The following is an 11849-nucleotide window of genomic DNA, read 5'->3' on the forward strand; positions in this document are numbered from 1 at the left end:
AGTGATGGAAGGCGGCAAGCCCAAGGTCATCGAGAATGCGGAAGGCGCGCGCACCACCCCGTCGGTGGTCGCCTTCACCAAGGACAGCGAGCGGCTGATCGGCCAGCCGGCCAAGCGCCAGGCGGTGACCAACCCCGACAACACCATTTTCGCGGTCAAGCGCCTGATCGGCCGCCGCTTCGACGATCCGATCACCAAGAAGGACACCGAGCTGGTCCCGTACGAGATCACGCGCGGCGGCAACGGCGATGCGTGGGTCAAGGCCGGCGGCAAGGATTATTCGCCGTCGCAGATCAGCGCGTTCATCCTGCAGAAGATGAAGGAAACCGCCGAGGCCTATCTCGGCGAGACCGTCCAGCAGGCGGTCATCACGGTCCCCGCTTACTTCAACGACGCCCAGCGCCAGGCGACCAAGGACGCCGGGCAGATCGCGGGCCTAGAAGTGCTGCGCATCATCAACGAGCCGACCGCCGCCGCGCTCGCCTTCGGGCTGGACAAGCAGGACGGCAAGACGATCGCCGTCTACGATCTGGGCGGCGGCACCTTCGACGTCTCGGTGCTCGAGATCGGCGACGGCGTGTTCGAAGTGAAATCGACCAACGGCGACACCTTCCTCGGCGGTGAGGACTTCGACGCCAAGATCGTCGATTTCCTCGCCGACAAGTTCAAGGCCAAGGAAGGCATCGACCTGCGTTCCGACCGGCTCGCGCTGCAGCGGCTCAAGGAAGCCGCCGAAAAGGCCAAGATCGAATTGAGCTCGGCGGCGACCACCGAGATCAACCAGCCGTTCATTACCGCGCGCATGGAAGGTGGGGCAACCACCCCGCTCCACCTCGTGGAGACGATCACCCGCGCCGACCTCGAGAAGCTGGTCGCCGATTTGATCGACCGCACGCTCGAGCCGTGCCGCAAGGCGATCAAGGACGCCGGGCTGAGCGCCAAGGACATCGACGAAGTGGTGCTGGTCGGCGGCATGACCCGCATGCCGCGCGTGCGCGAAGTGGTGAAGGAGTTCTTCGGCAAGGAGCCGCACACCGGCGTCAACCCGGACGAAGTCGTTGCCATGGGCGCGGCGATCCAGGCCGGCGTGCTGCAGGGCGACGTCAAGGACGTGCTGCTGCTCGACGTCACCCCGCTGAGCCTCGGCATCGAGACGCTGGGCGGCGTGTTCACCCGCATGATCGACCGCAACACCACCATCCCGACCAAGAAGAGCCAGGTGTTCTCGACCGCCGACGACAATCAGAACGCCGTCACCATCCGGGTCTTTCAGGGCGAGCGCGAGATGGCCGCCGACAACAAGGTGCTGGGACAGTTCGACCTCGTCGGAATCCCGCCGGCGCCGCGCGGCGTGCCGCAGATCGAGGTCACCTTCGACATCGACGCCAACGGCATCGTCAACGTCTCGGCCAAGGACAAGGGCACCGGCAAGGAGCAGCAGATCCGCATCCAGGCGTCGGGCGGGCTCAAGGACGAAGACATCGACAAGATGGTCAAGGAAGCCGAGCAGTTCGCCGAGGAGGACAAGCAGCGCCGCGCCGCGGCCGAGGCCAAGAACCAGGCCGAAAGCCTGATCCACTCGACCGAAAAGCAGTTGGCCGAGCATGGCGACAAGGTCAGTGCCGAGGTCAAGGCCGAGATCGAAACCGCGCTGGCCGAGGCCAAGACAGCGGTCGAGGGCGGCAATGCCGAGGCGATGACCGAGAAAACCGCGGCGCTGACCCAGGCGGCGATGAAGCTGGGCCAGGCGATGTACGAGCAACAGCAGTCGGCCCAGCCCGAGGCGGATGCGAGCGCCGATGCCGAAGCCAGTGCCGAGGAGGCGCCGGCCGAGGAAGAAGTGGTCGACGCCGAATTCTCCGAAGTCGACGAAGAGCCCAAGGCGTAATGCGCTGGCCTGTCATCCCGGACTGGTTTCGGGGTGACGGGCAGGCCGCGGAGAAGTGGGCGTGATCGACACCGATTATTACGAATTGCTGGGCGTTCCGCGCGGGGCCGACGAGCGCGCGATCAAGGCCGCCTATCGCAAGCAGGCGATGGACTGCCATCCCGATCGCCACGGCGGCTGCACCGACAAGGAAGCGCATTTCAAGGCGATCAGCGAGGCCTATGACGTCCTCAAGGACCCGCAGAAGCGCGCCGCCTACGACCGCTTCGGCAAGGCCGCCTTCCAGAATGGCGCGGGCGGCAATCCGTTCGGCGCCGGCGGCGGCGGGTTCGAGGGCTTTTCCGACATCTTCTCGTCGATTTTCGGCGAGTTCATGGACCCGCGCGGCCAGCGCCAGAACGCCGCGCGCGGTGCCGACCTGCGCTTCGACCTCGAGCTGACGCTGGAGGAAGCGTTCGCCGGCAAGCAGGCCGAGATCACCGTCGAGGCCAATGCCCGCTGCGACACGTGCGAGGGCCGCGGCGCGCGCGGCGACAGCCGGGCCCAGACTTGCGACACCTGCGGCGGCGCCGGCAAGGTCCGCGCCCAGCAAGGGTTTTTCGTGGTCGAGCGCGGCTGCCCGGCTTGCCGCGGCAGCGGGGAGACCATCGCCGACCCGTGCCGCTCCTGCGACGGCGAGGGCCGCGCCCTCAAGCGCCGCAGCCTATCGGTGAAAATTCCCGCCGGGGTCGACGAAGGGACCCGCATCCGGGTTGCCGGCGAAGGCGAGGCGGGCGTGCGCGGCGCGGCGCCCGGCGACCTCTACATCTTCGTCCACATGAAGCCGCACAGCGTGTTCAAGCGCGACGGTACGACCTTGGTCGCCGACTGCCCGGTGAGCTTTACCACCGCCGCGCTGGGCGGCGCCATCAGCCTGCCCGGGCTCGACGGCAAGGCGGTCGAGATCAAGATCCCCGCCGGAATCCAGTCGGGCGAGCAATTGCGCCAGCGCGGTTCCGGGATGAGCGTGCTGAACGGCCGCGGGCGCGGTGACCTGGTCGCGCGCTTCCTGGTCGAAACCCCGACCCGGATGAGCGCCAAGCAGAAGAAAATCCTCGAGGAGTTCCGCGCCACCGAGACCGGCGACGAATGCCCCGCGGCGAAGAACTTCTTCGGCCGCATCAAGGACATGCTGGCGGGCTGACGGCGCTTTTCTACGACAGCCGGTCGATTTCCAGCTGGAGCGCGAACATCTGCGCGAACAGCTCCGCCGCCGCATAGGTCTCGAAACCGCACGCGCGCGGCGCCGCATTGTCGCACTTGAAGTGGCCGACAGTCTGCCCGGCGCGCACCATCGCGACCCGCAGGCTGGCGATGATCCCCTGGCTGACCATTTGCTCTGCCTGCGTGGCGGACGGGGCGCACAGCAAGGTGCAATCGATTGGCGCCGCGGCGGGCTTGCGCGGGAACATCGGCACCGCCGCGCAGTCCGCCGCGGCGAGCAATTTGGGTCCGCTCGCGGCATCTCCGGGGGCGGCGAACCGCGCCCCGGCGCGGCCGCTTTCGACGCGCTCCCCGCCACACTCCAGCGTGACCCGGTCGAACCCGGTCAGCGCGCGCATCCGCCGCGCCGCCATCTCGCGCAATTCGTGCCCGCGTACCTCCGCTAGCCCGTCGATCAGCCCGGCGACCGAGCCGATCGCTTCGCCCAGCCCCTGCTCGGGGCTCGGGACGCCCTCGAGCAGAACCTTGCCGCGGTTGATCTGGAAGGCGACGTCGAACCGGCCGCCGCCATCGGTCAGCCGCACTCGATAAGCGCGGGCGAGGCCGGTGGTGCCGCTCAGCTTGGAGAACAGGTTGCGGAGGTCGTGAAGCGGGTCCGCCTGAATGAAATTGCCGAGCGGCTCGCCGATCAGGGTGACGTGCGATTCGCCGAGGAAACGGTGGACGTTTTCGGACGCGCGGAGGACCAGCCAGTCGAGCGACAGCTCGAGCAAAAAGCCGTGCGGCTGGATGCTCGGCAGGTCGGCCGGCAGCGCGGCGGGCGCGTCTCGGGTCAGGCTGTCGTGCGGTTCGATCATGGTAATCCCCGCGCCAATCATACCCAAGCACTCGCCGATTTCACGTCAAAAATAAGCGGTTTAGGCAGCCGGGCCGAAAACCCGCGCGAAGATGGTGTCGACCTGGGCGAGGTGGTGGCCGAGGTCGAACAGCTTTTCGAGCTCGGCGGGGGCGATTTTGGCTGTGACCCGCGGATCGTCCTTGAGCAATTGCAGCAGCGACAGCGCGCCATCCGATTCCCACACCTTCATCGCGCTGGCCTGGACGAGGGAGTAGCTGTCCTCGCGGCTCATCCCGGCCTGGGTCAGCGCGAGCAGCACGCGCTGCGAGTGGACCAGCCCGCCCATGCGGTCGAGATTCTTCTGCATCCGCTCTGGATAGACCAGCAATTTGTCGATGACCCCGGTCAGCCGCGCCAGCGCGAAGTCGAGGGTGATGGTGGCGTCGGGGCCGATGAAGCGCTCGACCGATGAGTGCGAGATGTCGCGCTCATGCCACAACGCGACATTCTCCAGCGCCGGGGTCACCGCGCCGCGCACGACGCGGGCGAGGCCCGTGAGGTTTTCGGTGAGCACCGGGTTGCGCTTGTGCGGCATCGCCGACGAGCCCTTCTGGCCCGGCGAGATATATTCCTCGGCCTCGAGCACTTCGGTGCGCTGGAGGTGGCGGATTTCGGTCGCGAGGCGCTCGATCGACGAGGCGATCACGCCCAATGTCGCGAAGAACATCGCGTGGCGGTCGCGCGGGATGACCTGGGTCGAAATCGGCTCGGGGGTAAGGCCGAGCTCGGCCGCGACATGCGCCTCGATCTCGGGCGAGATGTTGGCGAAGGTGCCGACCGCGCCCGAAATTGCGCAGGTCGCGATGTCGTCGCGTGCCGCCGCCAACCGCGCCTTGCAGCGGTCGAACTCGGCGTAGGCCTGGGCCAATTTCAGCCCGAAACTGGTCGGCTCGGCGTGGATGCCGTGGCTGCGGCCAATCGTCGGGGTGGTCTTGTGCTCGAACGCGCGGCGCTTGAGCACCGCGAGCAGCGCGTCAAGATCGTCGAGCAACAGCTCGGCGGCCTGCTTCAATTGCACCGCCAGCGCGGTGTCGAGTACGTCGGAGCTGGTCATGCCCTGGTGGAGGTAGCGCGCCTCCGGACCCATCTTGCTCCCGGCCCAGGTCAGGAAGGCGATCACGTCATGCTTGGTCACCGCCTCGATTTCGTCGATCGCGGCGATGTCGATCTCGCCCAGCACATCGGCGCCGTAGGCGGCGCGGATCTTTTGCGCGTCCTCGGCCGGGATCATGCCCGTGCGCCCCATCGCCTCGGCCGCGAACACCTCGATCGCGAACCAGATCTTGTAGCGGTTGGTGGCCGACCAGATGGCCGTCATGGGGGCACGGGAATAACGTTCGATCATAGGCCGCGGCGGCTAGCAGAGGCGGGGCGGGGCGGCAAACCTCACAGCGCGGGCCGCTCGGCATGGTCGCGGATCCAGCGCGCGACGCCCCGGTCGACGATCAGGTCGAGGCCGGGCGCGCGGCGCATGCGGATCGCATACGGCTGCGGCCACAGCGCCCAGGACGTTTCCTTCAGCTCCATCTCGTCGAACGGCAGGAACAGCGGCGGGGTGCTGATGTTGAGCGGCGGCAGGATCGACAGCGCCAGGCCGTCGCGGCGCAGCACCATGCGAACCCCGGCGTAATTGCGAAAAGCGTTGATGGCGAGGCGGCTCCCGTCCTTCCGCTCGGTCACGACCACCGTTTCGATCGACTTGGTGGTGAGGATCGGCGAGCGGTTGTCGCCGTGATACTGGGCCGCGACCTTGCGCCACATCGCCGCATTGGCCTGGATGATCCACGCCATCAGGCCGAGGAACACCGCCATCCCCAGCAGCGTCGGGAAGATCATCTCGGGCCGCATGCGCCTCCGATCCATCGCATCGTCACAACAATCCCAGCGCGCGCAGGCTGCTGCGCCCCGACGACCCGACGATGATGTGGTCGTGGACCTGGACCTTCATATGACGCCCGGCCTCGGCCAGCTCGCGAGTCAGGCGGATGTCCTGGCTCGACGGGGTGGGGTCGCCCGATGGATGGTTGTGGACGATGATCAGCCCGGTCGCGCCGAGCGCGATGGCGCGGCTGATCACCTTGCGGACGTGCACCGACGCCTCGTCGACCGAGCCGCCCCACATCACTTCGTTGGCGAGCAGCAGATTCTTGGCGTTGAGGAACAGCACGCGCACTTGCTCGACCGCCGAATGGCCCATCGCCGCCTGGAGGTAGGAATCGACCGCGTCCGAGCTCGACAGCAAGTCGCGGCGCTCGAGGCGCGTCTCGAGCAGGCGCAGCGCCGTCGCCTCGGAGATCTTGAGCGCCCCGATCACGCTGTCGCTGAGCCCGGCGCGGCGCAGCGTTTCGGCATCCGCGCCGAGCAGTGCGCCAAGCCCGCCGAATTGATTGAGCAGCGCCTTGGCCTGCGCCTTGGTGTCGCGGCGGGGGATGGCGAGGGCGAGCAGATATTCGATAAGCTCATGGTCGAGCAGGGCTTTTCCGCCACCCTCGAACAGGCGTTGCCGCAGCCGGGCGCGATGGCCGGAGGCGTCGGTTGAGGGGTCCCCCATCGGACTGGCACGCTAGGGTCAAACTGGGCGCTTGCGCAACCGCCGGTTCATGCCGCTTACGGAACGGTGACCGAGACGGAGGGTTATCAAAGGCCGATGGCGGATTCGCACAGCGATGACGGGGGGAGTGCGGGCATAGCGCCCGAGCGCGTCGCCGTGCGCCGCCGCCGCGCCAGCCGCATCGCCGCGATCGCCTCGCTGGTGCTGCTCGCGGTGGTGGTGGTTGCGGTCATCGCAGCGTGGGTCGCGCGGCGCCCGCTCGCCAATAATCTGATCGAGCGCGAGTTCGCCCGCCGCGGCGTGCAGGGCAGCTACAGCCTCGACCGCGTCGGCCTGCGCACCCAGCAGGTCAGCAATCTCGTTATCGGCGACCCCAAGAAACCCGATCTGACCGCCAAATTCGCGCAAATCCAGGTGCGCATCACATGGAATGGCAGCGTCGAGGTGTACCGCATCGTCGCCCGCGGGGTGCGCCTGCGCGGGCGCGTGGTGCGCAACAAGGTGAGCTGGGGCGAGGTCGACAAATTGCTCCCCCCGCCGAGCGGCAAGCCGTTCGAACTGCCCAATTTCGTGCTCGATATCGCCGACAGCACGATCAGCCTGGCCACGCCATACGGCGGGCTCGGCTTCGCGCTGGCCGGCTCGGGCAACCTCACCGGCGGGTTCAAGGGCCGCGTGTCGGCGATCAGCCCGCGGCTGGTGCCGGGCCGCTGCCGGCTCGACAATTTGCGCGCGCAATTGCGCGTCGAGGTCGAGGCGCGGCGCCCGCATGTGGTCGGCCCGGTCCGCGTCGACCGCCTCAATTGCCCGCAAAGCCGCCTCGCGATGGTCGAGCCGTTGTTCAACATCGACAGCAAGTTCAACGAGGCGTTCACGTCCTACGACGGCAGCGGGCGGATGGCGATCCGCAGCTTCACCGCGGGCGACAACGGGCTCGCCGCGCTCAATGGCAAGCTGACCTTCTCGGGCGACCCCGAGGCGACCTACGGCAGCGTCAACCTCGCCGCCCAGCGCTCGCGGCTCGCCGCCATTTACGCCGAGCGCACGCGGCTGGCCGGCAAATATCGCCTCGGGCTGACCGGCGGCACGTTGGTGATGATCGGCGATTATGCCGCCGAGAGCGCCGCCATCGCGCCCTCGATGCTGGCCGGGCTGACCGGGCCGCTGGCGGCCGCGCGGCCGACGCCGCTGGGCGAGATCGCCACCGCGGTGGGCGGGGCGATCACCCGCACCGCGCGCGACTTCGACGCCTCGGGCGAACTGCGCGTGGTCAATTTCAGCGGCGGCGGGGCGGTGCGCATCGCCAGCGCCGACGTGCGCGGCCCCAACGGCGCGCGCGCGAAAGTGTCGGGCGGCGACGGCGTCACTTATTATTGGCCGACCGGCCGCCTGCGCATCGACGGCTTGATCGAGACCGGCGGCGGGGGGCTGCCGACCGGGCGCATCGCGCTCAGCCAGCCGCGCGGCGGCGCGCCGATGAGCGGCACCGCCGAGTTCCAGCCGTACCGCGCCGGCAATTCGCGCCTCGCGCTGGCGCCGATCCGTTTTGCCGCGGCGCGCGACGGCTCTACCCAGGTCAATACCATCGCGCTGCTCGACGGCAGCTTCCCCGACGGCCGCGTGCAAGGGCTGCGCTTGCCGATCAACGCGCGGTTCGGCGGCCGCGGCGGCTTCGCGCTCGGCCAGCAATGCCTGACCGGCCAGTTCACCTTCCTCCGCATGCGCGCGCTGCAGCTCGGGCCGACGCGGCTGCCGATCTGCCCGATCGGCCCGGCGATCATTTCGCAGCGGCCGGACGGCGCGCTGCAGATCGGCGCGCGCATGGCCAATCCCCGGCTCAAGGGCCGGCTCGGCCAGAGCCCGCTCGAGCTGGCCGCCGCCAGCGCGCGTATTTTCGGCGGGCGCCAGTTCGACGTCGCGCGGCTGGCGATGCGGCTCGGCCGTCCGCAGGCGCCGATCCTGTTCAATTCCAATACGCTGCGCGGCACCTTCGCCGGGAGCGGGGTCAACGGCAGCTTCGCCGGCGCCGATGCGCTGATCGGTAACGTTCCGGTCGCGCTCAGCGAAGGCGCGGGCACGTGGCGGGTCAATGGCGGCGACCTCGCGGTCAATGCCTCGCTGACCGCCACCGACCGCAATGACAACCCGCGCTTCTACCCGCTCAAGAGCGACGACGTGCGGTTCACTCTGGGCGGGGACATGGTGCGCGCCAACGGCACCCTCAAGCACCCCGCCAGCGGGACCAAAGTGACCGACGTGTCGATCGAGCATCGCCTGTCGAGCGGCGCCGGCCACGCCATCCTCGATGTTCCCGGAATCCGCTTCGGCCAGGGCCTCCAGCCGGAGGAGCTGACGCGGCTGACCGAGGGCGTCATCGCTTTGGTCGAGGGCAATATCACCGGGCGCGGGCGGATCGACTGGAACGGCACCAAGGTCAGTTCGAGCGGCGATTTCTCGACCGACGATCTCAACCTCGCCGCCGCGTTCGGCCCGGTCTCGGGCATCAAGGGCACGGTCCATTTCGACGATCTGCTCGCGCTCAGCACGCCGGCCGGCCAGTCGCTCCAGATCGCCTCGATCAACCCCGGCATCCTGGTCGAGAACGGCACCATCCGCTATCAATTGCTGCCCGGGCAGCTGGTCCGCGTCGAGCGCGGCGAGTGGCCGTTCATGGGCGGCCGCCTAATCCTCCAGGAGACCATCCTCAATTTCAGCCGCCCGACCGCCAAGCGGCTGACCTTCGAGGTCGTCGGGTTCGATGCCAAGCTGTTCGTCGATACCTTCGGGTTCCAGGGACTGGCCATCACGGGCAAGTTCGACGGCGTCCTGCCAATGATCTTCGACGAGGCCGGCGGCCGGATCGTCGGCGGGCGTCTCGATGCGCGTCCACCGGGCGGCGAATTCGCCTACACCGGCACCGAGCCGGACGCCGGAGTGATGGTCGGGGTAGCCTTCGACCTGTTGAGCAACATGCGCTATCAATCGATGGTCATTCGCCTCGATGGCGATCTGGCCGGAGAATTCGCGACCCGCTTCACGATCAGCGACATCTCGCTCGGGAACCGCGGCGGCGTCATCGCCGGCCTGGCGCGGGGCGCCCTCAAGAACGTGCCGTTGCGGGTCAATCTCAGCATCAAGGCCCCGTTCCGCGCGCTGATTCAGATGGCCAAGGGGTTCAAGGACCCCACCGCTGTGATCGCGCCGGTGATGCCGTTCCCGCTCGATACGCCCGGGATCACCGTCGAGACCCGCCTGCTCGGCAAGCAGGAAGAGCAGGACCGCATTACGCCGATCGACGATGTCGACGTTTCCACCAAACCCTCTGAGCCAAGCGAGTGACGGATATGAAACGGACAATACCGAAGCATGCATTTCGGCTGATCGCCGGCGCGGTGCTGAGCGTTCCACTGGCCAGCTGCGTGACCGTCGATGCGCCCGACAAGCCGATTGAGATCAATCTCAACGTCGCCATCCGGCAAGAGGTGGTCGTGCGGCTTCAACAGGACGCGCAGCAACTGATCCGCGATAACCCACAGGCGTTCCCGAAGACCCAGCCGCCGGGGAACCGCTGATGCGAATGCGCACCTTGCTTGCCGGCGCCCTATTGGCCGGGGCGGTGCCGGGGCCTGCGGCAGCGCAAATTCCGCCCGATCTGGCCGCGTCGATCAGCGCCGGGCAGGTCGGCGAGCGGTTCGACGGCTATCTCGGCTATCGATCGCCCGTCTCGGCAAGCGTTCAGCGGCAGGCCGGCGCGATCAACATTCGCCGCCGGACCTTGTACATCGATCTCGCGCGGCGGCGTGGCGCATTACCCCAGGATGTCGGCCTGGCGACCGGTTGCGAGTTGCTTGCCGGCGTCCAGATTGGTCAGACATATATGCTTTCCGACGGGGTCTGGCGTGTCCGTGCCGCGGGCCAGCCCGCGCCGGTTCCGGATTACTGCCGCTAGGAGCCGATTGGCGCTCGGATTGACCCAGGATGGTTGACTAAGCGCCGCCCGGTTCATAAAGGGGCCGCGCCTTGGCGGGCTCAAGCGCCGCCATGTCCCGCACTCGCACGCACGACGCTTCTCACCGGGGCTCGCTGCATCTGGAGCTAAGACATGGCGGTCGATGAACCCGCGCCGGACCCAGAGCTTCCACAGGATGCGCGTATCGGGTCGCTCGACGAGCGATTGCGGCATGCCCAGGAACAGGAAGCGCTGCGGGACCCCAAGGCGCAGCCCGATCCGACCACCCGGATCGCGCAGCAGCTGTTCGGCCACCTGATCGGTGCGCCGGTCGGCGGCGGGCTGATCGGCTGGGGCCTGGACACCTTGTTCGGGACCAAGCCGGTGTTTTTTCTGCTGATGCTGTTCCTCGGCTTCGGGGTCGGCGTCAGGAACGTCATGCGAGTTTCAAAGACCCCCCCGGGCGACCGCCCGGGCGCGGGTTCGTAAGAGGACAGGCGACCAGTGGCGGCCGAAGGCAAGATCGACCCGATGCACCAGTTCACGGTGGAGCCGCTGGTTCCGCTCAACCTCGGCGGCGTCGACGTGAGCTTCACCAACAGCTCGCTGTGGCTGCTCATCGCGCTGCTGCTGATCTACGGCTTCATGGCGATGGGCATGCGCCGCCAGCTGGTGCCCAACCGCTGGCAGGCCGCGGTCGAAGGGCTGACCGGGTTCATCGACGACATGGTCGCGGTCAACATCGGGCCCGAGGGCAAGAAGTTCGTCCCCTACATCTTCTCGCTGTTCGTGTTCATCCTCGCCGCCAATCTGCTCGGGCTGTTCCCGCTGTCGATCATCCCCGGCCAGCACCAGTTCACCACCACCAGCCATTTCAGCATCACTGGCGTGCTCGCCGTGCTGAGCTTCTCGATCGTGCTGATCGTCGGCTTCGCGCGCCACGGGCTGCATTTCTTCAGCCTGTTCATCCCGCACGGCACGCCCAAGGTGATGGTGCCGCTGATCGCCGCGATTGAGTTCATCTCGTTCATGGTGCGCCCGTTCAGCCTCGGTCTCCGGCTGTTCGTGGCGATGATCGCCGGCCACATCCTGATGGAAGTGTTCGGCAGCTTCATCGTCACCGGCTTCAACGGCGGACCAATGGGCTGGGGCGTCGGCGCATTGAGCTTTCTGTTCATCATCGGCGTTGCCGCGCTTGAGCTGCTGGTGTGTGCGATCCAGGCCTATGTCTTCGCTCTGCTGACGACGCTCTACCTCAACGACGCAATCAACCTTCACTAGTTCAAACAAGGAGTTTCACATGGATTTCGCTTCTGCTCAGGTCATCGGTGCCGGTCTTGCCGCGATCGGCGTTGGCGCC

11 protein-coding genes are annotated in these 11849 nt (G+C 67.6%); 7 read left to right on the forward strand and 4 right to left on the reverse strand.

All coding sequences use genetic code 11. The features are described from left to right. The first annotated feature begins 1 nt into the window (after position 1). Positions 2-1888 (forward strand): molecular chaperone DnaK, encoded by a 1887-nt coding sequence (gene dnaK, locus RMP08_RS10220; protein WP_310468893.1) that lies wholly within the window; start codon positions 2-4, stop codon positions 1886-1888. 61 nt (positions 1889-1949) lie between these two features. Then, positions 1950-3071, forward strand: coding sequence for a molecular chaperone DnaJ (dnaJ, locus tag RMP08_RS10225; RefSeq protein WP_310468894.1), 1122 nt, complete (start codon positions 1950-1952; stop codon positions 3069-3071). Positions 3072-3081: 10 nt separating this feature from the next. Here the strand turns inward: dnaJ and RMP08_RS10230 are convergent, their stop codons facing one another. From RMP08_RS10230 to radC, 4 genes are all read right to left on the reverse strand, one after another. Next, positions 3082-3948, reverse strand: coding sequence for a GAF domain-containing protein (locus tag RMP08_RS10230; protein WP_310468895.1), 867 nt, complete (start codon positions 3946-3948; stop codon positions 3082-3084). Positions 3949-4008: 60 nt separating this feature from the next. Then, positions 4009-5307 carry an adenylosuccinate lyase gene (purB, locus tag RMP08_RS10235; protein WP_409049787.1) on the reverse strand — a complete coding sequence of 433 codons (1299 nt, stop codon included), beginning with the start codon at positions 5305-5307 and terminating at the stop codon, positions 4009-4011. Positions 5308-5375: 68 nt separating this feature from the next. After that, positions 5376-5837, reverse strand: coding sequence for a hypothetical protein (locus RMP08_RS10240; protein ID WP_310468897.1), 462 nt, complete (start codon positions 5835-5837; stop codon positions 5376-5378). A gap of 22 nt (positions 5838-5859) precedes the next feature. Beyond that, on the reverse strand, positions 5860-6540 hold the full coding sequence (gene radC / locus RMP08_RS10245; RefSeq protein ID WP_310468898.1) for a RadC family protein: 681 nt from the start codon (positions 6538-6540) through the stop codon (positions 5860-5862). Between the two features lie 66 nt (positions 6541-6606). Here radC and RMP08_RS10250 point away from each other — a divergent pair, with 66 nt between their 5' ends. The 5 genes from RMP08_RS10250 (at position 6607) to RMP08_RS10270 (ending at position 11770) form a co-directional block, all read left to right on the forward strand. Beyond that, positions 6607-9879, forward strand: coding sequence for a YdbH domain-containing protein (locus tag RMP08_RS10250; protein ID WP_310468899.1), 3273 nt, complete (start codon positions 6607-6609; stop codon positions 9877-9879). Positions 9880-9884: 5 nt separating this feature from the next. After that, positions 9885-10112, forward strand: a complete 228-nt coding sequence (locus RMP08_RS10255; protein WP_310468903.1) for a YnbE family lipoprotein — start codon at positions 9885-9887, stop codon at positions 10110-10112. Then, complete coding sequence (locus RMP08_RS10260; protein ID WP_310468900.1) at positions 10112-10489, forward strand: YdbL family protein; 378 nt, start codon at positions 10112-10114, stop codon at positions 10487-10489. Before RMP08_RS10255 ends, RMP08_RS10260 begins: the two co-directional genes overlap by 1 nt. Positions 10490-10642: 153 nt before the next feature. Then, positions 10643-10978: an AtpZ/AtpI family protein gene (locus tag RMP08_RS10265; protein WP_310468901.1), complete on the forward strand. Its 336-nt coding sequence runs from the start codon at positions 10643-10645 to the stop codon at positions 10976-10978. 15 nt (positions 10979-10993) lie between these two features. Continuing rightward, a complete protein-coding gene (locus RMP08_RS10270; RefSeq protein WP_310468902.1) occupies positions 10994-11770 on the forward strand; it encodes a F0F1 ATP synthase subunit A in 777 nt (258 codons plus the stop codon). Positions 11771-11849 lie beyond the last annotated feature (79 nt).

This window comes from Sphingomonas sp. (assembly GCF_031426035.1).
Lineage (GTDB): Bacteria > Pseudomonadota > Alphaproteobacteria > Sphingomonadales > Sphingomonadaceae > Sphingomicrobium.

Coding starts and splice junctions, on each gene's coding strand:
- radC (WP_310468898.1), bottom strand. CDS start 6,540: ATGGGGGACCCCTCAACCGACGCCTCCGGCCATCGCGCCCGGCTGCGG.
- RMP08_RS10265 (WP_310468901.1), top strand. CDS start 10,643: ATGGCGGTCGATGAACCCGCGCCGGACCCAGAGCTTCCACAGGATGCG.
- RMP08_RS10230 (WP_310468895.1), bottom strand. CDS start 3,948: ATGATCGAACCGCACGACAGCCTGACCCGAGACGCGCCCGCCGCGCTG.
- RMP08_RS10255 (WP_310468903.1), top strand. CDS start 9,885: ATGAAACGGACAATACCGAAGCATGCATTTCGGCTGATCGCCGGCGCG.
- RMP08_RS10260 (WP_310468900.1), top strand. CDS start 10,112: ATGCGAATGCGCACCTTGCTTGCCGGCGCCCTATTGGCCGGGGCGGTG.
- RMP08_RS10240 (WP_310468897.1), bottom strand. CDS start 5,837: ATGCGGCCCGAGATGATCTTCCCGACGCTGCTGGGGATGGCGGTGTTC.
- purB (WP_409049787.1), bottom strand. CDS start 5,307: ATGACGGCCATCTGGTCGGCCACCAACCGCTACAAGATCTGGTTCGCG.